24 protein-coding genes and 1 pseudogene are annotated in these 23,465 nt (G+C 61.2%); 4 read left to right on the plus strand and 21 right to left on the minus strand.

Translation table 11 applies throughout. From position 1 onward, the window contains the following. Position 1: 1 nt before the first annotated feature. The 3 genes from AC4CWF_RS10060 to AC4CWF_RS10070 form a co-directional block, all read right to left on the minus strand. A complete protein-coding gene (locus AC4CWF_RS10060; RefSeq protein WP_491281552.1) occupies positions 2-493 on the minus strand; it encodes a tripartite tricarboxylate transporter TctB family protein in 492 nt (163 codons plus the stop codon). Beyond that, on the minus strand, positions 490-1,434 hold the full coding sequence (locus tag AC4CWF_RS10065) for a Bug family tripartite tricarboxylate transporter substrate binding protein (protein ID WP_491281553.1): 945 nt from the start codon (positions 1,432-1,434) through the stop codon (positions 490-492). The genes AC4CWF_RS10060 and AC4CWF_RS10065 overlap by 4 nt, the downstream gene beginning before the upstream one ends. 219 nt (positions 1,435-1,653) lie before the next feature. Next, entirely contained in the window at positions 1,654-2,724 is a 1,071-nt protein-coding gene (locus AC4CWF_RS10070) for an ABC transporter substrate-binding protein (protein WP_491281554.1), read from the minus strand. Positions 2,725-2,902: 178 nt separating this feature from the next. On the opposite strand from AC4CWF_RS10070, the gene AC4CWF_RS10075 reads away from it, so the two are divergent. Together AC4CWF_RS10075 and AC4CWF_RS10080 are read left to right on the plus strand one after the other, a co-directional pair. Then, positions 2,903-3,577 carry a response regulator transcription factor gene (locus tag AC4CWF_RS10075; RefSeq protein ID WP_491281555.1) on the plus strand — a complete coding sequence of 225 codons (675 nt, stop codon included), beginning with the start codon at positions 2,903-2,905 and terminating at the stop codon, positions 3,575-3,577. After that, entirely contained in the window at positions 3,577-4,965 is a 1,389-nt protein-coding gene (locus AC4CWF_RS10080; protein WP_491285340.1) for a sensor histidine kinase, read from the plus strand. Before AC4CWF_RS10075 ends, AC4CWF_RS10080 begins: the two co-directional genes overlap by 1 nt. Before the next feature lie 48 nt (positions 4,966-5,013). On the opposite strand, the gene AC4CWF_RS10085 is transcribed toward AC4CWF_RS10080, so the two are convergent. The 5 genes from AC4CWF_RS10085 to proV all read right to left on the minus strand — a co-directional run bounded on the left by AC4CWF_RS10085 (position 5,014) and on the right by proV (position 9,106). Next, positions 5,014-5,172, minus strand: coding sequence for a hypothetical protein (locus tag AC4CWF_RS10085; protein ID WP_491281556.1), 159 nt, complete (start codon positions 5,170-5,172; stop codon positions 5,014-5,016). 365 nt (positions 5,173-5,537) lie between these two features. After that, entirely contained in the window at positions 5,538-5,879 is a 342-nt protein-coding gene (locus tag AC4CWF_RS10090; RefSeq protein WP_491281557.1) for a helix-turn-helix domain-containing protein, read from the minus strand. Positions 5,880-5,961: 82 nt separating this feature from the next. Further along, positions 5,962-6,843: a glycine betaine ABC transporter substrate-binding protein gene (locus AC4CWF_RS10095; protein ID WP_491281558.1), complete on the minus strand. Its 882-nt coding sequence runs from the start codon at positions 6,841-6,843 to the stop codon at positions 5,962-5,964. Positions 6,844-6,897: 54 nt separating this feature from the next. Continuing rightward, positions 6,898-7,803 carry an ABC transporter permease gene (locus tag AC4CWF_RS10100; protein ID WP_491281559.1) on the minus strand — a complete coding sequence of 302 codons (906 nt, stop codon included), beginning with the start codon at positions 7,801-7,803 and terminating at the stop codon, positions 6,898-6,900. A 70-nt stretch (positions 7,804-7,873) separates the two neighbouring features. Then, a complete protein-coding gene (proV, locus tag AC4CWF_RS10105; protein WP_491281560.1) occupies positions 7,874-9,106 on the minus strand; it encodes a glycine betaine/L-proline ABC transporter ATP-binding protein ProV in 1,233 nt (410 codons plus the stop codon). A 524-nt stretch (positions 9,107-9,630) separates the two neighbouring features. On the opposite strand from proV, the gene AC4CWF_RS10110 reads away from it, so the two are divergent. Continuing rightward, entirely contained in the window at positions 9,631-9,792 is a 162-nt protein-coding gene (locus AC4CWF_RS10110; protein WP_491281561.1) for a hypothetical protein, read from the plus strand. A gap of 40 nt (positions 9,793-9,832) precedes the next feature. Here AC4CWF_RS10110 and AC4CWF_RS10115 read toward each other — a convergent pair whose 3' ends face one another. The 12 genes and pseudogenes from AC4CWF_RS10115 to AC4CWF_RS10170 all read right to left on the minus strand — a co-directional run bounded on the left by AC4CWF_RS10115 (position 9,833) and on the right by AC4CWF_RS10170 (position 21,121). After that, positions 9,833-10,633 (minus strand): ABC transporter permease, encoded by an 801-nt coding sequence (locus AC4CWF_RS10115; RefSeq protein ID WP_491281562.1) that lies wholly within the window; start codon positions 10,631-10,633, stop codon positions 9,833-9,835. After that, a complete protein-coding gene (locus tag AC4CWF_RS10120; RefSeq protein WP_491281563.1) occupies positions 10,630-11,568 on the minus strand; it encodes an ABC transporter ATP-binding protein in 939 nt (312 codons plus the stop codon). Before AC4CWF_RS10120 ends, AC4CWF_RS10115 begins: the two co-directional genes overlap by 4 nt. 256 nt (positions 11,569-11,824) lie before the next feature. Continuing rightward, positions 11,825-12,130, minus strand: a pseudogene (locus AC4CWF_RS10125) (ISNCY family transposase); the annotation flags it as partial. Between the two features lie 161 nt (positions 12,131-12,291). Next, on the minus strand, positions 12,292-12,831 hold the full coding sequence (locus tag AC4CWF_RS10130; RefSeq protein WP_491281564.1) for a GNAT family N-acetyltransferase: 540 nt from the start codon (positions 12,829-12,831) through the stop codon (positions 12,292-12,294). 78 nt (positions 12,832-12,909) lie between these two features. Continuing rightward, complete coding sequence (locus AC4CWF_RS10135; protein ID WP_491281565.1) at positions 12,910-13,392, minus strand: DUF2938 domain-containing protein; 483 nt, start codon at positions 13,390-13,392, stop codon at positions 12,910-12,912. A 107-nt stretch (positions 13,393-13,499) separates the two neighbouring features. Beyond that, positions 13,500-14,330, minus strand: coding sequence for an MBL fold metallo-hydrolase (locus tag AC4CWF_RS10140; protein WP_491281566.1), 831 nt, complete (start codon positions 14,328-14,330; stop codon positions 13,500-13,502). Between the two features lie 4 nt (positions 14,331-14,334). Next, complete coding sequence (locus tag AC4CWF_RS10145; RefSeq protein WP_491285342.1) at positions 14,335-15,117, minus strand: TatD family hydrolase; 783 nt, start codon at positions 15,115-15,117, stop codon at positions 14,335-14,337. A 5-nt stretch (positions 15,118-15,122) separates the two neighbouring features. Then, positions 15,123-16,682: a methionine--tRNA ligase gene (metG, locus tag AC4CWF_RS10150; RefSeq protein WP_491285344.1), complete on the minus strand. Its 1,560-nt coding sequence runs from the start codon at positions 16,680-16,682 to the stop codon at positions 15,123-15,125. A gap of 100 nt (positions 16,683-16,782) precedes the next feature. After that, entirely contained in the window at positions 16,783-17,811 is a 1,029-nt protein-coding gene (locus AC4CWF_RS10155; protein WP_491281567.1) for a DNA polymerase III subunit delta', read from the minus strand. Continuing rightward, positions 17,808-18,515, minus strand: coding sequence for a dTMP kinase (gene tmk / locus AC4CWF_RS10160; protein ID WP_491281568.1), 708 nt, complete (start codon positions 18,513-18,515; stop codon positions 17,808-17,810). Before tmk ends, AC4CWF_RS10155 begins: the two co-directional genes overlap by 4 nt. 75 nt (positions 18,516-18,590) lie before the next feature. Next, the gene (locus AC4CWF_RS10165; RefSeq protein ID WP_491281569.1) at positions 18,591-19,769 is read right to left on the minus strand and encodes a D-alanyl-D-alanine carboxypeptidase family protein; all 1,179 of its coding nucleotides are present in this window, start codon (positions 19,767-19,769) and stop codon (positions 18,591-18,593) included. Between the two features lie 65 nt (positions 19,770-19,834). Then, positions 19,835-21,121, minus strand: a complete 1,287-nt coding sequence (locus tag AC4CWF_RS10170; protein ID WP_491281570.1) for a septal ring lytic transglycosylase RlpA family protein — start codon at positions 21,119-21,121, stop codon at positions 19,835-19,837. Between the two features lie 337 nt (positions 21,122-21,458). On the opposite strand from AC4CWF_RS10170, the gene AC4CWF_RS10175 reads away from it, so the two are divergent. Then, complete coding sequence (locus AC4CWF_RS10175) at positions 21,459-21,842, plus strand: VanZ family protein (protein WP_491281571.1); 384 nt, start codon at positions 21,459-21,461, stop codon at positions 21,840-21,842. Between the two features lie 28 nt (positions 21,843-21,870). On the opposite strand, the gene AC4CWF_RS10180 is transcribed toward AC4CWF_RS10175, so the two are convergent. After that, complete coding sequence (locus AC4CWF_RS10180) at positions 21,871-23,304, minus strand: lipopolysaccharide biosynthesis protein (RefSeq protein ID WP_491281572.1); 1,434 nt, start codon at positions 23,302-23,304, stop codon at positions 21,871-21,873. Between the last annotated feature and the right edge of the window lie 161 nt (positions 23,305-23,465).

Below are 23,465 nucleotides of genomic sequence, written 5' to 3' on the forward strand. Positions count from 1 at the left end.
TTCACTGGAAGAGGCGCTCAAGCGGCCCGGCGGGCAGGGAGAGCTGGAGAAGACCGGCAAAGATCAGCCAGACGACAAGACAGAGAACGATGCCGACCGGCAGCGAAATCCACACCTTGCGCTTGCCGAAGCCGGCAGCCGTTGCGGCAAACAGCACACCTGTCGCAATAGAGAAGCCTGCCGTGTTCAACAGCAACATCTGGGCCGCAAGGCCACCGATGACCCAGGCAACCGGCTGGACTTCCTGCTTTTCGCGCTCGGGAAAATCGCCGCGGAAGGCTGCGATCACGGTCCAGACGGCCAGCAGCAGCAGCACAACGGCAATCGCCATCGGAACGGTGCCCGGACCGACCGGCGAATAGCCGCTGACTTCGCGAAGGCGGGCCGCGTCGAAAAAGATGACGCCGGAAATTGCGACCAGTACGGCAGCAATGACAAGCGCCGCCCAATCGGGGCGACGCTCTCCGGCCTTGTTCAAAGGTCCTTGGTTCATTTGACCAGTCCGATGTCCTTCAGGATGGTTTCAGTGGCGGAAATATCCTTGGCGAGCTGCGCTTCGAAAGCAGCGCCGGAAAGGTAGGTATCCTGCCAGCCCTTCGTCTTCAGCGTTTCCTGCCAGGTCTTGGAGGTGACGAGCTTCTGGATATCGGCCGTGACGGCTGCCTTCTGCTCGGCCGTAAGGCCCGGAGCGGCCGCCACCATGCGCCAGTTCTGCACGGACACATCAAGACCGGCTTCCTTCAGCGTCGGCGCTTCGGTGCCGGGGATGCGCGTGTCGCCGGAGGTGGCGAGCAGGCGCAGCGTGCCCGACTTGATCTGCGATTCGAATTCGCCATAACCGGAAATTCCGACCGTGACCTGCGAACCGAGGATAGCGGCCAGCGCTTCGCCGCCGCCGGAAAACGCGATATAGTTGATCTTCGTCGGATCGACGCCGGCAGCCTTGGCAATCAGGCCGGCTGCGATATGGTCGACACCGCCGGCCGAACCGCCACCCCAGGACACCGAACCCGGATCCTTCTTGAGCGCTGCCACGAGATCGGCAACCGACTTCAGCGGCGAAGAGGCCGGAACCACGATGGCTTCATTTTCGCCGGTGAGGCGTGCAATCGGGGTCACATCCTTGAGCGTGACCGGGGCCTTGTTGGTGAGGATGGCGCCCACCATCACGTAGCCGCCCACGATCAGGGCATTCGCCTTACCCTTCTGCTGGCTGGCGAACTGGGCAAGGCCAATCGTGCCGCCGGCGCCGGGCACGTTGATGACCTGCACGTTCTTGGAAATGCCTTCCTGCTGCAGCGCGGTCTGAAGCGAGCGGGCCGTCTGGTCCCAGCCACCGCCCGGTGCTGCCGGTGCCATCAGCGTGTAATCCGTGGCATAGGCCGGAAGCGCCATGGCGCCAGCAAGCAGGGATGCGAGAATGATGTGTTTCAAGGGTCGATCCTCCAATGGCGTCGCTGTGACGCTCTGATTTCAGCCAAGCTGGAAGGAAGACGACAATCTGGTGCACCCGGCGAAAAACGTCTCGGGCGCGGATCCCCCTCCCACGCAGTCCGGGACGCCTCCACGGCCCGAATGAAGACAAGCGACCACATTATGCTGACATTTAGCTGACACCCGCCGACAGGTAACCGATTTGGCCGCAATTCAGCTCTATTGCAGCCGCAAAACCTCGTTCCAGCGGGCAATCAGCCGGGCACGCTTGACCTGATCGAGATAGACCATGAGGCCAGGGCTGACCGGCACAGGCTTCAACTGGCCACCGAGCATTTCGCGCATGGTGGTGGCGGTATTTCCAATAGCAACATCAGGGCTTACGGCGGGGATCTGCAACTGCTGCGTGAGGATCGTCTGGCCTTCCTTCGACATGAAAAATTCAAGGAATCGACGTCCGAGATCCGGCGAGGCGGCTGCCTGTGGCACCAGACCGATGCGCGACATGACAACCGTATAATCCTTCGGCAGCACGATGCCGACCTCCGGATGGTTCGAGGCCCAGTCGGCGGCATAGGAGCCGAGGATGTTGTAGCCGAGCACGAATCGTCCGTCCGCCACCCGTTCGAGAATTGCCTGACTGGTGGAGTAGAGTTTGACGCCGGCTTCTCCCATGGCGTTCACCACCGACCAGATGTCGTCGAATTGCTCCTGGTCGCGGGACATGAACAGGAAGCCGACGCCGGAGCGTTCGATATCATAGGTGCCGATCCGCCCGAAGACCGCATCGCCCTCGGCCTTCAGATAGGCCACGAATTCAGCCCGCGTGGAGGGCGGTGGGCGGTCAGTGAAACTCGGCTTGTGATAGACGAAGACGGCGGGCTCGAAGGTCAGCGCATAGGCGGTATCGCGCCAGTTTGCCCAATCGGGCCAGCGGGCGCTCATCGGCAGCCGGCTCGGCTGGGCGTATCCGTCATTGGCAAGCTTTACCTGCAGGTCCATGGCGGAGGAAAAGGCAAAATCGGCCGTTTTTCCGCCCTCGTCAGTTTCGCGCACGATGCGATCATGGATCTCACCGGTCAGCATGTCCTCGTAACGCACGGCGATATCGACATTGGCCTTCTGGAATGCCTCGATCATCGGCCGGGCAATCGGCTGGTCGAGCGACGAATAGACCACGAGAACCGGTGCATCCGCACGACCCGAACGGGCGGCAAAGGAGGTGACCTCCGCATGGGCGGCCGCTGCAAGGCTAAGGCCGATGCAAAGGGTGAGAAGACGAATTTCCATGACATCCATGATGCATGACCGCTGCGGCCGAGACAAGGTGAAGCGAAAGGGGCTAAGGCAACGCCGACGCATGGGGATAACCCTTGCCACCGGCGGCTTGCAGCACTCTGCCGACGCAAAGGCAAGTGACAGCTGAAGCTTTCGCCTCTAGTCTTTACCGTGACGAGGGGGAGTTTGGGTGCGCATTCTGCTGGTGGAGGATAATGGCACGCTTGCCGAGGGCCTGTCGGCTATTTTGCGCGGCAGTGGTTATGCCGTGGATGTCGTGTCGGATGGCCTGTCTGCCGAAGCAGTGGCAACGGCGGAAAAGTTCGACCTGATCATCCTCGATCTCAACCTGCCGGAAATGGACGGGCTCGACGTGCTGCGCTCGATCCGGGCGCGCCAGAACCAGGCGGCCGTGATGATCCTGACCGCGCGCGGCACGCCGGAGGAGCGGGTGAGGGGTCTTGATCTCGGCGCCGACGATTATCTCACCAAGCCTTTCGACATTTCCGAGCTTGAGGCGCGCATCCGGGTTCTGCTGCGCCGACAGGCAGGTCTTCGCTCCTCACGGGTGGAGTTCGGCGGCCTTGTCCTCGATTTGACCTCACGCAGCTTTTCCGTCTCCGGCCGGCCGCTCGATCTGCCGGCGCGCGAAGTGGCGCTGCTGGAGCTTCTGTTCTTGCGGGCCGGAAAGGTCGTCTCGAAGGAATCGATCATCGGCTCACTCACCGGCTTCGATGATGACCTGTCCTCCAACGCCATCGAGCAATATGTGTCGCGTCTCCGGCGCCGGCTGCAGACGCATGGGCTGACCGTCAAGACCGCGCGCGGCATCGGCTATTATCTCGATCTGGTGGCAGCACCGTGATGAAGGGCATCCCGCGTTCGCTGCGCGGCCGGCTGCTTGCCTGGCTTCTGGCGGCAACCGCCGTGCTCGGTTCGCTGGCGCTGATCGATACCTGGCGGGAAGCGCGCCAGACCGCAAACGACGTGTCCGACCGGGTGCTCGCCGGGTCGGCGCTTGCCATTGCCGAACGGGTGGTGGTGGCCGAAGACGGGTCGCTGGAGGTGGATATCCCCTATGTCGCGCTCGAAATGCTGACATCGGCGGCGCAGGACCGCGTATTCTACCGCGTCGACGGCCCGCCCGGCACGTTCATCACCGGTTATCAGGCGCTGCCGGCGCTGGCGCGGCGGGAGGGTCAATCGACTGCGTTTGACGATGCAAGCTTTCGGGGCGAACCGATCCGGGTTGCAACGCTTGCCCGCTCCGCTTCGACCGGAATTTCCTCCGTGCCGTTTACGGTGACGGTTGCCGAGACGACGATTGCGCGTCGCCAGCTCAGCCGCTCGATCCTCTTGCATTCGGCCATCCGCCTGCTTTTGATGATGGCCGGCGCCTCCGTCATCGTCTGGATTGCCGTCTCGCTGTCGCTGCGCCCGCTCTACCGGCTGGGCGGCGCCATCGAGAGCCGCAGCCCCGATGATCTCGAACCGATCGGCGAACAGGTGCCGAGTGAGGTCGAGGGGCTTGTCGAGACGGTCAATTCCTTCATGGTGCGGCTCAAATCGGCGCTGGAGGCGCTGCGGCATTTTACCGGCAATGCCAGCCATCAGCTGCGCACGCCGCTCGCCGTCGTGCGCACGCAGCTGGCGCTCGCCGCCCGCTCCACCGATCCCGCCGACGCACGCGCCGCCATCGAGCGGGCCGATGCCGCCGTTGCCAATGCCGAGCGCATCCTCGCGCAGCTGTTGATGATGTCGCGTATCGATGCGGCCTCGAAGGGCACGCAGACGGATCTTGTGCGGCTTGATCTCTGCGAGCTTGCCCGCACCGTCACGGCAGACCACGTGCCACCGGCTGCCGAGGCCCATATCGACCTCGGCTTCGAGGGGGAGGGGCAGGCTTTTATGCGCGGTGAACCGCTGCTGCTGGCCGAAATGCTGAAGAACCTGATTTCGAACGCGCTGCTTTATGCCGGCCGGGGCGCCGAGGTCACCGTGCGCGTTTCGGCTGATGAACAGCATCTGGTACTGGAGGTCGAGGATAACGGCCCGGGCATTCCCGCCGACAGCATAGGCCGGGTGATGCAACGGTTTGAGCGCGCCAGCGGCCCGGAAGAACGCGGCAGCGGTCTTGGCCTGCCGATCGTCGAGGAAATTGCCAGCCTGCTCAGCGGCAGCATGATGCTTCAGACGGGGCGCGAGGGGCGGGGCCTGAAAGTTGTGCTTCGCTTTCCAGCTTGCGGCGAATAGATCCTTGGACAAGACCCTGCGCCGGATTGACAGAAAGACCGCGCGCCGTCAGTGAACGGTGTCGCCGGCGAGATCCTCGTACATCAGCCGCAGCGCATCATCGAGAGCCGCCACCAGAATATCGGTGATCTGGTCGGGATCATTGGCTTCGAGAAAAAGCGCAAGGGCGGCGTCCTGGAGGTCCATCTGGGTTTCCGTCTCGTTCATCGTCATGCTCCTTCTGCGCCGTGGCTCATCCCGGCTGACCACCCGGATATAGCGTTTGCGCCTTGCGTCTGGCTTGCCGTACCGACCAAAAGCCGGCACGACGCGTCAGAGAAGGCCTATCCGTGCCACGACGAAATAATCCACGGGAACCATGGTTCCGGCACGCCCCCGTCTTTGCCTCATCCAGCACCGAAGCAGGCGTTACGTGAATCACTTCGGGTGCACACATCGCGTCCGCGGCGCCTCCCGTCAACCGTTTCCATGACGAAACCCGCCTTGACTGGACCGCAGATAGAAAAACGGCAGCAATCGCCAGATCGCTGCCGTCTTTCATTTCCGGGTCCAATGCCGGTCAGTATAGCAGGTCAGTATCGCAGGACCGGCAGCGGCCGGGTGGCTCGGCCTGATGCAGGCGGCGGAACCTCCGTCAGGTCGTCCCAGTCAGGGCCATGGCCGCGCCCGGTCATCAGCCAGGACAGGCTGACCTGCAGAACACCGGCAAGCACCGCCAGCTGATTGGCCGGTGGCGCGCACCGGTCATTTTCCCAGTGACGCAGCATTTGCGCATCGACATCGATCAAGCGCGCCGCGTCCTCCAGTGAAAAGGCCAGCGCATCGCGCGCGAGCGAAATGCGGCCACCGAACGTGTCGTCGGTGCCATACATTCCATCATAGCCGAACATGCCGTCATAGCGTGCATCCGTCATAGAAGGCCCTCCTGGTGCCGGATCGTCATAAGGGTTGCGGGGGCCGACGAACTGCTGCCCCCCGCAGGTTTTCAGGTCTGGCTTATTCCTTGCCAACCCATGCCTTGATCTGGTCCGGATGGTCCTTGATGTAGGCCGCAACCGCCTCGTCGTAAGAGGTCTCCTGCGCCGTGAACATCGCCTTTTCGAGATCTGCAATCGGCAGCTTCATGCGCGACAGGAAGCCTGCAACCTCGGCATTTTCTTGCCTGAACCCCTTGCGGGCGAGCACATCGACATGTTCCGCTTCGCCGAGTGCCTTCTTGGGGTCGGCAATGTAGCGCAGGTCATATTTGCCGAACATCCAGTGCGGGCTCCACGACGTCGCCACAAACCAGTCCTTCGAGCGCTCGGCGCGATTGACCGTGGTCAGCATGCCCGCTTCGCTGGAGATCTGCAGCTTGTAATCGTCAAGGCCATAAGTCTTCAGCGCTTCCTGCGACAGGCGGGTGAGGCCGGCACCCGGATCGATGCCCTGCACGGTGTTTTTAAGCTTTTTCTGCACCTCGGGCTTTTTCAGGTCTTCGATGGAGGCAATTTCGCTTTCGGGAATGTAGGTGGGAACGACCCAGCCGAGCTTGGCGCCTTCATAGACGGAGCCCAGCGTGTCGACCTTGTCCTTCACCTTGGCATAATAGTCGGCATGCGTCTGGGGCAGCCAGGCCATCATCATCACGTCGAGATCGCCGCGGCTGACGCCCTGGTAGAGCGGCGCGACATCGGTCTGCACCAGATCCACCTCGCGGCCCATCTTGTCCTTGATGAGCTTTGCCGCAAGCTTGGTGACGAATTCGGCATCCGACCAGGCGGCCCAGCCGATCTTCACCGGCTTTGCATCCTGCGCAAAGCTTGCTGTAGCCGTGCCGCTGACAAGGGCTGCGGCAAGAGTGATGGTTGCGCCGAAAGAGGCGAGTGTCTTGAACATAGATGCTCCTTTTTCAAAGGTTCGCAATTTTAGCGGGGAACACCCCGCCATGGGTCAGCCGGCGGTGGAGGCGGCAACGCCTGGTGCGGATGCCGCACTGCGCTGGCTGGCGGGCTTCAGAGACAGGAAACGACGGAAGCCGACGCTTTCCCGGCCAAGAGACTGGGTGATACGGTCAAGGATGACGGCGAGGATGACGACGGCAAGACCACCTTCGAAACCGGTGCCAACGTCCAGACGCTGGATGCCGGTCAGAACGATGTTACCGATGCCGCCGGCGCCGATCATCGAGGCGATGACCACCATGGACAAAGACAGCATGATCGTCTGGTTGATGCCGGCCATGATCGAGGGCAGGGCGTTCGGCAGTTGCACCTTGAACAGCAGCTGCGAGGAGGTGCAGCCAAAGGCCTGGCCCGCTTCGATGAATTCGCTATCCACCTGGCGGATGCCAAGATTGGTCAGGCGCACCACCGGCGGCATGGCGAAGATGACGGTCGCAATGGTGCCCGGAACCGCGCCAAGGCCGAAAAACATGGCAGCCGGAATGAGATAGACGAAGGCCGGCATGGTCTGCATGAGGTCGAGCACCGGGCGAACGCCAGCGGCAATCGCATCGCGCCGCGCCATCGCAATGCCGAGCGGCAGGCCCAGCAGCATGGCAAGGAAGGTCGAGGCAATGACCAGCGCCAGCGTTTCCATGGTAGGGATCCAGAGGCCCATATGCTGCACAAGCCAGAGCGACAGGCCGGTAAACACGGCAAAGCCGATGCCGACACGCCAGAGCGACAGCAGCACGAAGATGGCAATGCCAAGCGGCATCGGCGCCGATGTCAGCAGGTTCAGGATGCCATCCGTGACAAAGCCGATGGCAGACGCAATCACGTCGAGTGCCGGCGAATAATTGTCGAGTATGTAATTGACGGCCGTATCGACGCCGTCACCGATTTCAAAATTCATGGGGAATTATCCTCTCGTCATCGCGACCGCTCAGACGCCAGACTAGGGGCCTGGCGCGCGCGGCGTTCGATCAGCTGGCGCGATCAAGCGTTTCCAGCAGGGCGGATTTGCTGATGGAGCCGATATAGCGCTGACGCGCGTCCACCACCGGCACGGGCCAGGCGCTGCCGGCCACACGGCCGAGCACGTTGGACAGCGGCTCATCGGATGGAATGGGCTCCACATCGGCCAGAAACGCACGGCGGTAGGGATCCGGGTCCTTTGCCTTGACGTTTTCGATCAGCGACGAACGGCTGACCATGCCGTGATAGGTCTTGTCGCGGCCAAGGATGATGGCGTAGTCGCGGTCGAACTTTTTCATGCGTTCGAGTGCGGCCGCCGCCGAAACACCCTGGCGCTCGATGATCGTCACCTGCGTCTGGCGCGCCACGTCGCCGGCCTTGAACACCTGGGCGACATCGACATTGCGGAAGAACGAGCGGACATAATCATTGGCCGGCTGCGTGACGATTTCATCCGGCGTGCCGACCTGGATGACCTCACCATCCTGCATGATGCAGATGCGGTCACCGATGCGCATGGCCTCGTCGAGATCATGGCTGACGAAGACGATGGTGCGGCTGTGCTCGGATTGCAGGCGCACAAGCTCATCCTGCATTTCTGTGCGGATGAGGGGGTCGAGAGCGGAAAACGCCTCGTCCATCAAAAGCACGGTCGGTTCGCTCGCCAGCGCCCGGGCAAGCCCGACACGCTGCTTCATACCACCGGACAGCTGGTCCGGGCGGCTATCGGCATAACCGGAAAGGCCAACGGCTTCGAGCGCTGCAAGCGCCTTTGCCTTGCGTTCCTCTTCTCCAACGCCTGCGACCTCAAGGCCGAAGGCGGCATTGTTCAAGACCGTGCGGTTGGGAAGCAGCGCAAAGGACTGGAACACCATGCTGATATCGCGCCGGCGAAGAGCGATCAGCTCGCTGCGCGACATTTTGGTGATATCCTGCCCGTCGATGGCGATGGACCCTGAAGTGGGTTCGATCAGACGATTGAGAAGACGCAGCAGCGTCGATTTCCCCGAGCCGGAGAGGCCCATGATGACAAAAATTTCGCCGGGGTAGATGTCGAAACTGGCATCGGACACGCCGATGGAATTTCCCGTCTCGGCATGGACATCGGCTTTCGATTTACCGGATCTGAAGAGTTCGAGCGCCTTTTCCGGACGCTCGCCAAAAACCTTGAAGACGGATTTGAGACTGATCTTGGGCGTGTCAGGCGAAACCGACACGTCATTTTCAGTGGGCATAGCCATGAATGTTCAAGCCCCCCGCTCGGTAGCAGGGGAACGCTCCTTTTTTGGGAATGGTTCGACACCGGATGGTTTTTTCAAACCTCCAGGACATCTCATTCCGATTTTAAATCACGCGGCGCGAACGCCGCAGGTTCCATGCTGATCAGGGCGACCGGTGGCAGAAATGCCGAGGCTCGGACGCATGCCGTTGAATGAAAGATGACGGGGCCCACATGTCGCAGACGCATCTTCCCGGCGAATTTGTGCCTCTAAATATAGGAGAAAACCGCCTTTGTCCATAAAAAAATCCAGATTTGGTATGTCTGTCGCGCAGCCCAGCTTTGAAGGGGGGCTTCATGCACCAGCGGAACCTGCGTTCGGGACACCTGTTTCCGGCCGTTTGCAGAGGGGTGAGGGGAAGCGTACGGGGACAACTTTTTACGCCACCGGCACGCTCCGGCGGATCACTCTCCCGCTTCGTGCCACTGGATGAAGACGTGAATTTCGGCTAGGCAGACTGTTCGACATCACGCGCAGGGCCTGCCATGAACAACGTCATCAAGTTCCAGAAACCGAAACCGGTCAAGCCGCCGCGCCAGACACCGCCATGGCTGCGCAAGGCCCTGACATCAGGTGTGATCATCCTCGGTTTTGCTGCGGCCTGGGCCTATTTCCAGTTTGGCGTGACGGGCACACCGGTTCCTTGAGATCACCTGCACCGGGCACCAGCACTGTTCCGCGGTAACACTATTCCGAGGTGAGTTGCTGGCGTGAAAAGGCGACAAGGCCGAGAGCCGACGTGGCGGCAAGCCAGCCGGAAAGCACGACAAGTCCCAGATGACCGGCCTCGGCATTGCCGTGAAACAAAAGCCAATCGCGCAGCGCAGATGCCGCGGAGGCGGGAAGCGGCAATATTTCGGCAGTGTTGGCAAGATCGAGATAAAGCTGCAGCAGCGTGACCGTCAGCGTCAACACGAAGGCAAAGATGACCGCTGCAATCATCGACCGGGTAAGGATCGTCAGCGCCGAGACCACCGCCGTTAATACGGCAAGTTCAAAAAGCGCAATTGCAAAGGCAAGGACCAGCAGCCGGCAGCCTTCGAAAGAGAAAACGACACCCGACAGTCCGCGCCCGGAAAACACGGAGACGGCAAGGTTCAGCGCCATGTCGCCGAAAACGATCAGAACAAGGCCGGCTGCAAGGCACAGCAGGCAGATGAGAAATTTTGCCGCAAAGAGGTGAGGGCGGCCACAGCGCGGCACCAGATGTCGCCAGGTCGCATAACGGTATTCGGTGAAGAACACGCAGGCAATGCCGATGGCAAAAAGCAGATGTCCGACGGCATTGCCGGACACCGACAGCGTTTTTGCAGCCGAAGACAGGATATCAACCGTGTCGCCCATGCCGCGCCCCGTGCGCACGAATACCAGCATTTCCAGCCCAAGCCGGAACAGCAGCACAAAGAACGGCACCGCCAGATAACCCCAGAACAGGATGGCGGGCTGGCGGATGAGTTTTAGCATTTCACCGGATAGCAGGGCTCTCATGATAGGCGGTCCCGCGTTTCGGAAGGATCCCGCGTTTCGGACAAGAACACCGATTCCAGATCCGGCTTCACCCATTTGGCTTCATGAATGCGGATGCCGGATGCCGCAAGCGATGCGATGAGATCGGGCACATCCTTGCGGGGAAGGCGCACATAGATGCCGCCATCGCCGGCCTGTGCGTGCTCTCCCAGCCGCGCCAGAAGCGTGTCAGTCTCTTCCACCTGCAGCCAGAAGCGCCCGTCACGATTGAGAAGATCTGCCACATTTCCCTCTGCCGCCAACTGTCCGCGCCGAAGAATGGCAACCCTGTGACAGACACGCTCCACTTCATCCAGCAAATGGCTGGACAACAAAACCGTGATCCCATCGCGCGCCGCCAGTTCGCGGATCAACGAGCGCATTTCAAGAATACCGTCCGGATCGAGCCCGTTCGTCGGTTCATCGAGCACAATGGCATCCGGCCTGCCGATCAGGGCGCAGCCGATGCCCAGCCGCTGTTTCATGCCCAGAGAAAAGCCGGACACTTTCTTGTCGGCTGCAGAGAGGATACCAACACGCCGCAGCACCGGGTCAACGAAGGCGCGCGTATCAGACAGCCGGGCGAACATCTCCAGATGCTCGCGCGCCGTCAGAAATGGATAAAAGCTTGCCGCCTCGACCAGCATGCCGAGCCTTTGCCGGCTGGCAACGCTTGCAGGGGCACCAAAGATCTCCACCGAACCGCGGTCCGGCCGCACCAGACCGGCAACAATCCGAAGCAGCGTACTTTTACCCGCGCCGTTCGGTCCCAGCAGCCCGTAGACACGGCCGGCCGGAACTTGAAGCGAAAGCCCATCAAGCGCCATCACGGCGCGGGCGCCATGCCCGAACTTTTTTTCAACCGCATGGACGGCAAGCGCTGTATCCACCGCGCCAGGCTCCACCAATACCGCCATTCAACCAAATCCATCCACGCGCGCCAGTCTTTCTGATCTGCCTGCCGCAGCACGGCTTTTCTACGGCACCATCAAACACCTGTTCTTTTTACCGCATGAGGAGGTGAGGCCTGTCCCGTTTAAATGGAATCTGCCCCCGCTACGGTGCATATCAAATCTGATTAGAGACGCGTGCTGACCAGCCAGTTAGAAACGCGACACCGGCGCTGCCGATCAGCCCCGATCTGATCGGCTTCAGCTTTGAGACTGGCTTCCGTCATTCTGCGGCCGCCATCCGCGCCAAAGCCTTCTGCCTTTTGGCGATGACTTCCGGATCGTTCATGAAATCCGTCCGACGGCCGGGCTTGCGGCCGCGCTTCTGGTAACCGTTTCCAATGCTGCCGTCCCGAATGCCAAACATATGATCTTTCTGACCCGTCCGGGATGGGCCGCTTTTGCTACGCTCAAGTTCGCGCCCGGCCTGCATCTCAGCAACGATCGACAGCATGTCATCCTGCCGCTTGTAGTCGACGACCTCCGCTCGATGCACAGACCGTAATTTGTCGAAAGTTCTGTAGGGCATGTCGCACTTGGAAATAGAATGTACCCCCGCTACAGGTCAATGCGGGATAAGATAGATTATGGAATATTTTGATTGATCATAAGGCCAGTCCTACGCATGAGGACGCCAAACCGATCGGCGCATCAATGTATCAACTGCCGCCATCACGAGGATCACGGCGGTCACCTGGTTTGGTTTGCTTCCCATTCTTTTCGAAGGATCGCGTATTGCATCGTATTCTCGTAGATCGGGTTACCGTCGTCGTCGTTTGTAAACGAGATGAACTCCTTGAACACACCCTCCCGGCGCATCCCCAAACGTTCGCACAGACGCTGCGACGGGAGATTGTTGTCCTCGACATAGGCATATAGTCTGCGTGCATCTTTCACGGCAAAAAGGAACTGGAGCAAGGCGCGCGCCGCTTCCGAAGCAAACCCCGCTCCACCAACGTCCGGATTGAAGTTCCATCCAACCGAATATGTATCTTCTTCCGGTATGGCAAACAGGTCACCGATGACCCTGTCTGTCTCTGTCAGGCAGACAGCAATGTAGTCATCGCTTCCACTGCGTTTTTCCGCTTCTGCCTTTGCCGCATCCATATGATCGAGCTTGAGGGACAGGAAACAGCTGACCTTCGGATCGGACAGATAGGCTAAAAGATCGGCGGCATCGTCGATCTGGAAATTTCGCAAGGTAAGCCGCGGTGTTGTAATAATATCCATTGCAGCAGGTTATCGCCGTTTGCTCATGTGTGAAACAGGACGCCGTCACAAAGTCCGTTTGCAATGGTCGCAGAACGATCAACCGGCCAGCGCGAGGCCCGCGCCATAAAGCCCAAGGGCGAAGATCGTGTGAGCGGCAAGGTTGAGGAAACGGACCTTGTTCGGGTTTGGTGTTTTCGATGCAGCAATACCGAGGCCCATGCCGGGCTGCATGATGAACCAGCCAGCGCCGACGGTGATGATGCCAAAGACAAACGCCGGCAGAAATGTCGGGTCCTGGCGCCAGTCCAAGCCGACGATTGCCGCAAACACAATGCCGTAGAAAATGCCGACAGCGTAATGGCCGGTCCAGCCGATCAGGTTTTCCTGGCGATGTGGTTCAAGCGCTCCAATGTTTTCATGCAGGAAATGGCCGCGCGATACCGCAACGAACCAGCGGCCAGCCGGGCGCCAGTTCGGGCGGTTCTGCTTCAGCGCCGCATAAAGGAAGAGCGCCCAAACATCCATGGCAAGCGTTGCCACGATCCCCAGAGCCGTGCCGTACCAGATCAAAGCCCCCATGCCCGACACTTTCTCTCTTTTTTGCCCAGTACCGAACCACGTGCCAGTTCACCGGTCACGATGGCCCAACCAAATTTCACACCGACAACCCCACCGCCCCGGCTCTCTCAGGCATCCTTGCCGGTCACATCACATTCGAAGCTCAGGCCGTCATAGGCCGGCTCCACATGGTCAGGCGTTTCCGCCATCACCGTTCGGTAGTCCATCGGCACATGCATATGTGTGAGGATCGCGCGCTTCGGCTTTAGGCGTCCGATCCAGCCGAGCGCCTGTTCCAGCGACAGATGGCTCGGGTGAAACGTGTATTGCAGCGCGTCGATGATCAGCATGTCGAGGTTTTGCAGCCGCGCGAGGCTTTCCCCCGGAAAATCGCTGACATCGCTGCAATAGGCAACGTTTTCGAAGCGAAAGCCGAGCGACTGAATATCGCCATGCTGCTGCAGATGCGGATAAGCACGGATCGGTCCGCCCGGCCCCTCGACCACCAGCGGGACATCCAGCGTCTCTATGAGATGCGGTGTGACGATCGGCGGATAGTTGCCGCCCGGTGGCGTCTCCAGGCAATAACCGAACCCTTGGCGAATGCGGCCCATGGTGAAGGGATCGGCCCAGATCGGAATACGCTGACGCTGCGCGTGGAAATAACCGCGCACGTCGTCGATGCCGTGCAGGTGATCAGCATGGGCATGGGTGTAGAGCACGCCGTCGAGCCGCTTCACGCCGGCCGAGATCATCTGTTCGCGAAAGTCCGGGCCGGTGTCGATGACGAGGTTTGTCACGCCGCCACTTGCTGCCAGCCGCTGCACCAGAAGCGCTGCACGGCGGCGGCGGTTGCGTGGCTCGCTGGGGTCGCAGGCGCCCCAGTCGCCGTCAAGCCGAGGCACGCCGGGAGACGACGAGCAGCCGAGAATGGTGAAACGAAGCCGGTCACCCGCCACGATGTCAGATCCTCGTCATCTTGGAAAAGCAGCGAAACGCGTTGGCGGTGGTGATCTCAGCCATCTCCTCGTAGGACACGCCCTTAACCGCAGCCAGAACCTCTGCCGTGTTGACCACGTAGGATGGTTCGTTGCGCTTGCCGCGCCAGCGTTTTGGCGCGAGATACGGCGCATCCGTCTCCACCAGCAGCCGATCCATCGGCACGGTTTTGGCAATGTCGCGCAGGTCTTCGGATTTCGGAAACGTCACGATGCCCGAAAACGAGATATAGCCGCCAAGGGCCACGCCGGCATCGGCCAGCGCCTGCCCTGCGGAAAAGCAGTGCAGGATGAAGGGGAAGGCGCCCCTCCCTGTTTCCTCTGTCAGGATCGCCGCCATGTCCTCGTCGGCGCTGCGGCTATGGATGACGAGCGGCAGCTGCGTGCGGCGTGCGGCCTCAATGTGGCGGCGAAAGCCGGTCTGCTGGTCTTCAGGCGTCTGCGTGTCATAGAAATAATCGAGGCCCGCCTCGCCGATCGCCACGATCTTTTCGTGGCTTTCCGCCAGCCGCACCAGATCGTCGGCGCTGACATCCAGTTCCTCGCCGGCATTGTTCGGATGCGTACCGACCGAGCAGAACACGGATGGATACCGCTCAGTCAACGCAAGCAGCGTGTCGAGCTTTTTCACACGTGTCGAGATGGTCACCATCTGGCCAACACCCGCCGCATGGGCGCGCGCCACCAGCTCGTCGCGCTCGGCGTCGAAATCGGCAAAATCCAGGTGGCAATGGCTATCGATCAGCATCGACGTCATGCCTGGGGTGCCTCGGGCGCCACATAGCGTGGGAAGACCGGGGAAGGCGCCGGAAGCTCCGTGCCGGGCAGCAGACGACCCGCCTCGCCCAGCTTGTCAAAGCCGCGATCTTCAGGGGCCACGGCCACGAGATCGAGGATCTTTGCCGACGATTCCGGCATGATCGGCTGGAACAGGATGGCGACCTGGCGCACCACATCGGCTGTTACCCACAGCACCGTTTCCATGCGCGGCACATCCGTCTTGCGCAGCACCCAGGGCTCCTGGGCGGCGAAATAACGGTCGGCCTCGTTGACGATGTTGATCGTGGCGGCCACCGCCTTGTGAACCTGCTGGCGGCCCATTTCCTCGCGGCAGATGGCAATTGCTGCATCCGCCGTTGCAAGGATCGCCTTGTCGGCCTCGGTCAACTCACCCGGCTGCGGCACCCTGCCCTCGCAGTTCTTGGCAATCATCGACAACGAGCGCGAGGCAAGATTGCCGATGCCATTGGCCAGATCCGCATTGATGCGGGTGGCAATGGCTTCCGGGGAATAGCTGCCATCCTGCCCGAAAGACACTTCGCGCAGGAAGAAATAGCGCACCTGATCGAGCCCGAAATGGGAAACGAGATTGACCGGATCGACCACGTTGCCGAGCGATTTTGACATCTTCTCGCCCTTGTTGAGCAGGAAGCCATGGGCGTAGACGCGCTTTGGCAGCGGCAGGCCCGCCGACATCAAAAATGCCGGCCAGTAGACGGCGTGGAAACGGATGATGTCCTTGCCGATGATGTGGGCGTCGGCCGGCCAGTATTTTGCCCGCGGTCCATTCTCATCTTCGACATAGCCGGTCGCGGTAATGTAGTTGGTGAGCGCATCCACCCAGACATACATGACGTGTTTCGGATCATTGGGCACCTTGATGCCCCAGTCGAAGGTCGTGCGCGACACCGACAGGTCTTTCAGGCCCGACTTGACGAAGGAAATCACCTCGTTGCGGCGCTCGTTCGGACCGATGAAATCCGGCTCGTCCTCGTAGAGCTTCAGCAGCTTGTCTTCATAGGCGGACAGCTTGAAGAAATAGCTCTCCTCTTCCACCCACTCGACCGGCGTGCCCTGCGGCCCGTAGCGAACGCCATCGGCGCGCAGCTCGGTTTCTTCTTCCTGGTAATAGGCTTCGTCGCGCACCGAATACCAGCCGGCATAACGGTCCTTGTAGATGTCGCCCTTGTCGGCCATGCGGTTCCACACGGCCTGCACCGTCACATGATGGCGCTCTTCGGTGGTGCGGATGAAATCATCATTCGATGCATTCAGCAGCTTGCCCATCTCGCGGAATTCATTGGAATTCCGCTCCGCAAGCGCTTCCGGAGTAATGCCTTCGGCCCGCGCCGTCTGCTGCATCTTCTGGCCGTGCTCGTCGGTGCCGGTAAGGAAGAAGACATCCTTGCCGTCAAGGCGCTGGAAGCGCGCCATGGCATCCGTCGCGATCAGTTCGTAGGCGTGGCCGATATGCGGCTTGCCGTTCGGGTAAGAGATGGCAGTGGTAATGTAATAGGGCGTTTTCGAGGACATTTCGGCCAGCATTCGTGAATTTCTCTGGCCCGCGTCTTAACCCATGTTTCGCCGTTGCGAAACAGCAAGTTTCCGATCAAGGGCGCAAGCGCCCGGCCGTTTACCGCGCCACATCTTCGAGCAGCGAAATGATCGTCTGCTTGCGATCGAGATTATAGCCTTGCGAAATGGCGATCCGCTCGCCGATCTCAGAGGACAGGCGCGAGGCACGGTCGGCGGCGGCAAGATCGCCGGCATGGGCGGCCGCCCTCGCCCGCGCCACCAGGCTTTCGCGCAGGTGATCGAGAAAAAAGCCGAAGATCACATCATTGTCCTTGGCCGCGAGCACGTCGGCCAGCCGGTGCATCGCCTTGCGGGCGGCAGGGCCGGACGATGCGGTCACCTCGGCAAAGGCGCTGATGATGTCGGTGCCGCCATAGTTCATGAGCTTCAGCGCCTGCGAGACGCTGCCGTTCGCGGCGGCCAGAACCTCCTGCGCCGTGCGTCCGCCATCGAGCGCGATGCCGAGCGAGGATAGTGCCTGGGTCAGATCCCCCTCGCCCAGCGGCTGCAATTTCAGCGGCAGGCAGCGCGAGCGGATGGTGGGCAGTAGTTTTCCCGGCGCGTGGCTCAGCACCAAAAACAGCGCCCGCTTCGGCGGCTCCTCGAGGATCTTCAGGATGGCGTTGGCGGCATTGCGGGTGAGATCGTCGGCGGGGTCGATGATGACGATGCGCCAGTTGCCGGTGCCAGACGTTTGCGAGAAGAAGTGCCCAGCCCGGCGCACCTCGTCCACGGTGATCGCGGTTTTTGCCTTGCCGCTCTTTTCGTCCACCGGCCGCGTCAGGTGCAGAAGATTGTGCGAGGCACCCGACGCAATCTGCCGGCTGACCGATGAGGACGGATCGGGCTCGGCGAGAAATTTCGGCGCCGTTTCCTGTTCCGGATGCGACAGAACATGGTTGGCAAACCGAAACGCAAGCGTTGCCTTGCCAATGCCTTCAGGCCCTTCGATGAGAATGGCGTGGTGGCTGCGGCCGGACCGGTAAAAACCCGCCAGAAAATCCTCAGCCTCCGTATGCCCGAAAAGATGGCTGTTGGATTGCGGCGGAATGGCACCGTCGAGAACGCCGAAAGGCAGGTCACTCATGACAGGCTCTCCACCCGAAGGCTGTTAGCGTCTGCGGCGTCCACGCTCGTTCCCCTTGCCAGCCGATCATGGATGATTGCAAGAATGTCGCCCGCAATATCGTCTTCGCTGCGGGCCGCATCCACCACATGGCAACGGTCGGGCTCGCGGGCGGCAATATCCAGAAAGGCGCGGCGGCGCATCTCATGCACCTCGATCTCTTCCTTTTCGAACCGGTCGGGCGCCTCGCTCGCCCCTTGATCGGCGCTGCGCTTCCTGGCGCGCGCCAGCCCCTGTTCGGCGGGCAGATCGAGAATGATGGTCAGGTCCGGTCGCACGCCATCGACGGCCACCCGCTCCAGCCGGTCGATGAAACCCTGCTCCAGATTGCCGGTAATGCCCTGGTAGACGCGCGAGGAATCGATGAAGCGGTCACACAACACCACCCTGCCCTCAGCAAGCGCCGGGCGGATCAGCGCCGTCACATGGTCGTTGCGGGCCGCGGCAAACAGCATGGCCTCCATGCGCACGCCAAACGGTTCGGCAGCGCCCGACAGGATGACATGGCGGATCGATTCGGCGCCGGCCGAACCGCCGGGCTCGCGGGTCACAAGCACCTCGTGGCCATCTGCGCGCAAGGCTTCGCCCAGCCGGCGGATCTGAGTGGATTTCCCCGCCCCTTCCCCGCCTTCGAAACTGATGAAAAATCCTCGGGTCTTCGTCACTCTGTCGCCGCTCTCACGCTGTCTTCTAGGTTTTCCCTTAGCGCATTGCGCTGCGCTGCGAAACAGCTGCAGCAATTAGAGCCAGAACAGCAGAAGCTCCATCAGCGCATCCGTCGCCTTGGAGACGAGCGAGCCGGAGCCGACGGCAGAAGCCGCATAGAGCGGAACCTCCTTCAGCGGCCGTTCCCCCTCAAACACCTTCAGCACGCCAATTTCCTGGCCTTCGCTGACGGGTGCATTGAGCGGCCAGCGATAAACGATGCGCGCCGACAGCCGTTCCGCGTCGCGGCTCGGGATATAGACATCGACAGGACCTTTGGCGGTAAGGTCGACATAATGATGCTCGCCGCCATAAACCGCCGCCTGCCCGATCGCCTCACCATCGGCAAACAATACGCGGGTGGTAAAGGCGGACAGGCCCCATTCCAGCACGCGGCGCGCTTCCTCCAGCCGTTCCTTGTCGCTCGCAAGACCGCCGAGCGCCAGAAACAGCCGCGTTCCATCGCGCTCCACGGAGGCGACACCCGCAAAGCCGGAGCCTTCCGCATAACCGGCGCCCAGCCCGTCAATGCCAAGCCCGAGAGACAGGAACGGGTTCTTGTTGCGCTGAAAGATCTTGTTCCACTCGAAATCCGGCTGTGCATAAAGTGGATAGAACTGCGGATAGGTGCGGTGGATGTGGCGGGCAAGTTCCACCAGGTCACGCGCCGTCGTGCGGCTTTCGGCATCCGGCAGGCCGGTTGCGTTGAGATAAAGGCTGCGGGCAAGGCCGAGATCTTTTGCGCGCGCCGTCATCCGTGTGGCAAAAGCCTGTTCGGAACCGCTGAGGCCCTCGGCAATGATGATGCAGGCATCATTGGCATTGTGGATGATGACACCCTTGATGAGGTCTTCCAGCCGGATTTCGGAGCGCAGCGCAGCAAACATTGTGGTCGTGCCCGAGGGGGCGCCGCCGGTGCGCCAGGCGTTTTCCGAGACGCGGTAGGTCGTGTCGAGCGCGACTTCGCCCTTTGCCAATGCCTCGAACACGAGGTCCATGGTCATCAGCTTGGCAAGCGATGCGGGCGGAAACGCCTGGTTTTCATTCTGCGCCAGAAGCACGGTGCCGGAGCGTTCCTCCACCATGTAGATCTGTTTGGCCTTAAGGCCCGGCAGCCGCGTTTCATCGGCCGCCGGCACTGACGAAACGCAGGCAAGGGTTGCAATCGCCACGGCAAGGGCGCGGACGACGGGGAAGGAAATCGCAAAACGCATCGTCAAGCTCTTCAACCGCATGCGTTCGTGCCTAGCAAGGCCAGACGGAAGGCGCAACCGCAGGATCAGGGTCGGCCGGCTTTTTGCGACGAACCGTTGCTGACCTGCTCGATGCGCCCGTCATCCCGCAGGATGACATTGCCGAAGATAACCTGAGGCGAAGCCGCCGAATGGGCCGGCGCCGCATAAGCGGTCTGCGCAGAGGCTGCCGGATAGGGCTGAGCCGACTTTGCCGCCTTCTGCACGGGCTGAGCAGGTGCCGGAATGACGGAGCGCGCCGTCGCGACCGCCTGGCCGGAAGCGGGCTTCACGGTTGCGGCCTTCTGCGCCACGGGACGCGCCTGAACCGGCTCTGCCACAACAGGCAGGGACGCGACCGAATAGGCCTGCGCCGGTGGCTGGGCCTTTGCCGAAGCGACCGCCGTTTGCGATGAGCGGACAGCGGCCGGACGCGACGACGGCATTGGCGCACTCGCCACCGATGCCGAAGATTTTAGCGGAGCAGCGGACCGGATCGGGGCCGCCTCATAGGTTCTCGCGGCTGCCGCAAAAGCGGCATCCGGCGCGTGCTGCTTGCCGCCCTTGCCGCTCGGCGTCGAACCGGCATAGGCGGTCGGGCCGCCATTGCCATAGCTCTGCAACTGGTCACCCAGCGACTGGTTGGAGGCGACCATCACGCCGGATGCGATCTGGCCATCGGGGTGGATCCCAGGCATACGATCGCCCTTGCGGACATAAGAGGCCATCAGGAAAGGCATGTCGCGCCCGTCCATGCGGGCACGGCCGACATACTGCACGTTAACGCGCGCGGTGCCGGTGTTCTTGAAATCCAGGAGTTCTGCGGTCTTGCTGGACACATCGATCAGGCGGCCCGGATGAAACGGTCCACGGTCATTGACGCGCACAACGACCGACGAACCGGTATCCATATTGGTGACGCGGGCGTAGCTCGGCAGCGGGAATGTCGGGTGCGCAGCCGACAGGTGGTCGCTGTCATACACTTCGCCATTGGCGGTCACGCGGCCATGGAATGCGGAGCCATACCAGGAGGCAAGGCCAGTCCTGTTATAGTTCGGGTCTTCCTTCGGCACGTAGACCTTGCCTTTGACCTCATACGGATTGCCGACCAGAAACCGTCCGCCGCCCTTGGGAACCGGCTGGCCGTCTGCCACGACGCGGGGGCTCGCCTTCACGCCATATTCGCTCTCGGAAAAATATTCCTTGCTCTTCGGTTTGTTCTTCTTGGCGACGGTCGTCGATGGTGTCGCCGCGCAGGACGCCATGCCGACGCAGACAAGGGTGATCCCCAGCCAACGTGCACTCAGATGAAGTTTGCCACTTTCAGAAGTCAAAATATCGTTCCCACGCCGCTTGGTGATAACGCCAGGGTCCTCGTCCCGGCGTCTCCCGCGCCCTTCACGCCGCATGGTTAACGGCCTCAGGCTCACAGGCCTGCAGTTTTGCCTTCAACGTGGCCAAAATGCGATCCAAAACCGTGGATAGTTAGAATTACAATGAGTTATGGTTAACCCTTCGCTAACATGCACAGCGCGGAACCGCGATTTGGAGCTGATTTGGTCACGAGAAAAGCCGAAATGCGCTGATGAGGACCGCCCAGGCAAAGCATGGTGACGGAAATCACGACGTGTTGCCTTGCGGTATTCTCCGTCACCCGTCTATCGTGACAGGATGATGACATCCCGCCTCCTGAAGTTTTTCGCCTGGTCTTCGTTTGCCGCAATCGTTTTTGTGACCGTGTCGCCCATCGGACTTCGTCCGCACGATCCGCTGCCCGTCAACACCGACCGTGCGCTTGCGTTTGCGGTGATGACGTTTTTCTTCGTCAGCGCCTATCCGCGAAAGCTCTGGATCATCCTGCCACTGCTTGTCATCAGTGCCGGTGCCATCGAAGCAATGCAGCTTCTCGCCCCGACGCGCCACGCGCATTTGCTGGATGCATTGGTCAAGGCATCCGGCGTGATGATCGGCGCTGGCGCGGCCGTTCTGGCGACGTGGATTGCCAAAAAATGGCCGATCCGCTCAGGCCAGCAGGCTCGGGAAAGCACCCGCTGAACAAGCGCTGCTTTGCTGTGGAAACGGTTCAGGCGCGGCGCACGAGATCGCGGATCAGCCGGCGTTGCGTCAATGCCAGAAGCACCGCATAGATAAGGCCACCGGCCGCCATGCCGAGCGCCAGTTGCAGCAACGGCCCCTCCACGGCCAGAGTGCCGCCCGTGAGAAGAAACCGCACGGCAACCGCCATCAGGGCTGCAAGGCCAAGCGGCAGAAGCGTATCACGCATGCCCTGCGCCAATGGCAGGCGGGCGACCTTCAGAACGATGGCGAGATAGGCCAAGAGCACGCCAAGATTGGCAATGCAGACTGCAAGGCAAAGCCCCACCAGCCCATCGACAGACGCGCCGATCACCATGGCGCTGACGACAGTGATGGCGCGGCCAAGGCCGAACCACCAGAGCACGGAAGCATGGCCGGTGGCCTTCAGATAGGGAATGAAACTGCCGCAGGGCGACATGATGCCCTTGGACACTGCCAGAAGCCCGAGCACCGGCGCGGCAAACAGCCATTTTTCACCAAACACCACCGCCATTGCCGGTTCCGCCACCGCCCAGATGCCAAACAGCAGCGGCGCAAGCAGAAGCGTGGTGGCACGCGTTGTGCGCGACAGGATTTCGGACTGGCGCATCGCATCGTCGTTCATCCGGCTGAACGAGGGAAACAGCACGCTCATCAGGCCCGTCAGCACGATCTGGTTCGGCAAGTCGGAGAGGCGATTGGTAAGGTTGAACGTGCCGGCCTCCGGCAGGCCCAGCATGCGGGTAATCACGATGATCGGTGACTGGAAGGAGAGAAAATTGACGAAATCGGCACCGACCAGCCGTACGCCATAACTGGCATGTCGCTTCAGTTCATGGCCGGCAAATTGCAGCCGTGGCCAGTAACCGGCCGCAATGAACAGGCCGACGAACCGCAACACGGCGCTGACATAAAGCTGCGCAATCAGCGCCCAGATGCCAAAGCCACCTAGTACCACGGCAATGGCTGCCAGTGCTCCGATGGCTTCGGCCACAACAGTCACAAAGGCCTCGCGGTCAAACGCCATGCGCCGTGCCAGCAGCGAGCTTGGCACATCCGGCACCAGGTACAGCACGAAGAGCGGCGAAAACACCTGCAACAACCAGCTCGCCTCCGGCGCGCCCAAGAGCGATGCCAGCGGATCGGCAAACACAAACACCGCACAGCCGAGAAACACGGACATGGCGAAATTTGTCCAGAACACCGTGTTATCGCTTAGCGCGTCTTCCCGCGCGTCACGAATGAGCCCGGCTGTCAGACCGGCGCCGGCAAACATCAACAGGAAGGTGATGACGATCATGCCGCTGGCCACCATGCCAAGCTCGGATGGCGACAGATATCGGGCGAGGATCGGCACGCTGATGAATTTCAGGGTGAATATGGCGATCTTGGATGAAATGCTCCACGCAACGCTCGTCATCGTCTTCCGTTGCGACGCCATTCAATCACTCCATTTTCTCTGCCACCCGTCCGCCCGGCCACCTCAACGGCACCCGCGCCAGAACGTTACCACCATGGAACCCAGATTCCATGGCTGATCTAGGGCAGAATTGCTGCAGCGCAAGAGAACATGCTGCGTCCGCGTCATCAAGCACTCTCCAG

It is taken from the genome of Neorhizobium sp. PAMB6630 (assembly GCF_058242775.1).

Bases quoted from the DNA above. Each gene is read 5' to 3' on its own strand.
- AC4CWF_RS10080 (WP_491285340.1), top strand. From the start codon at position 3,577: ATGAAGGGCATCCCGCGTTCGCTGCGCGGCCGGCTGCTTGCCTGGCTT.
- proV (WP_491281560.1), bottom strand. From the start codon at position 9,106: ATGGCTATGCCCACTGAAAATGACGTGTCGGTTTCGCCTGACACGCCC.
- AC4CWF_RS10120 (WP_491281563.1), bottom strand. From the start codon at position 11,568: ATGGCGGTATTGGTGGAGCCTGGCGCGGTGGATACAGCGCTTGCCGTC.
- AC4CWF_RS10155 (WP_491281567.1), bottom strand. From the start codon at position 17,811: ATGAGTGACCTGCCTTTCGGCGTTCTCGACGGTGCCATTCCGCCGCAA.
- AC4CWF_RS10115 (WP_491281562.1), bottom strand. From the start codon at position 10,633: ATGAGAGCCCTGCTATCCGGTGAAATGCTAAAACTCATCCGCCAGCCC.
- AC4CWF_RS10060 (WP_491281552.1), bottom strand. From the start codon at position 493: ATGAACCAAGGACCTTTGAACAAGGCCGGAGAGCGTCGCCCCGATTGG.
- AC4CWF_RS10110 (WP_491281561.1), top strand. From the start codon at position 9,631: ATGAACAACGTCATCAAGTTCCAGAAACCGAAACCGGTCAAGCCGCCG.
- AC4CWF_RS10130 (WP_491281564.1), bottom strand. From the start codon at position 12,831: ATGGATATTATTACAACACCGCGGCTTACCTTGCGAAATTTCCAGATC.
- AC4CWF_RS10180 (WP_491281572.1), bottom strand. From the start codon at position 23,304: ATGGCGTCGCAACGGAAGACGATGACGAGCGTTGCGTGGAGCATTTCA.
- metG (WP_491285344.1), bottom strand. From the start codon at position 16,682: ATGTCCTCGAAAACGCCCTATTACATTACCACTGCCATCTCTTACCCG.
- AC4CWF_RS10145 (WP_491285342.1), bottom strand. From the start codon at position 15,117: ATGCTGATCGATAGCCATTGCCACCTGGATTTTGCCGATTTCGACGCC.
- AC4CWF_RS10165 (WP_491281569.1), bottom strand. From the start codon at position 19,769: ATGCGTTTTGCGATTTCCTTCCCCGTCGTCCGCGCCCTTGCCGTGGCG.
- AC4CWF_RS10100 (WP_491281559.1), bottom strand. From the start codon at position 7,803: ATGAATTTTGAAATCGGTGACGGCGTCGATACGGCCGTCAATTACATA.
- AC4CWF_RS10095 (WP_491281558.1), bottom strand. From the start codon at position 6,843: ATGTTCAAGACACTCGCCTCTTTCGGCGCAACCATCACTCTTGCCGCA.
- AC4CWF_RS10090 (WP_491281557.1), bottom strand. From the start codon at position 5,879: ATGACGGATGCACGCTATGACGGCATGTTCGGCTATGATGGAATGTAT.
- AC4CWF_RS10135 (WP_491281565.1), bottom strand. From the start codon at position 13,392: ATGGGGGCTTTGATCTGGTACGGCACGGCTCTGGGGATCGTGGCAACG.
- AC4CWF_RS10085 (WP_491281556.1), bottom strand. From the start codon at position 5,172: ATGAACGAGACGGAAACCCAGATGGACCTCCAGGACGCCGCCCTTGCG.
- AC4CWF_RS10175 (WP_491281571.1), top strand. From the start codon at position 21,459: ATGATGACATCCCGCCTCCTGAAGTTTTTCGCCTGGTCTTCGTTTGCC.
- AC4CWF_RS10070 (WP_491281554.1), bottom strand. From the start codon at position 2,724: ATGGAAATTCGTCTTCTCACCCTTTGCATCGGCCTTAGCCTTGCAGCG.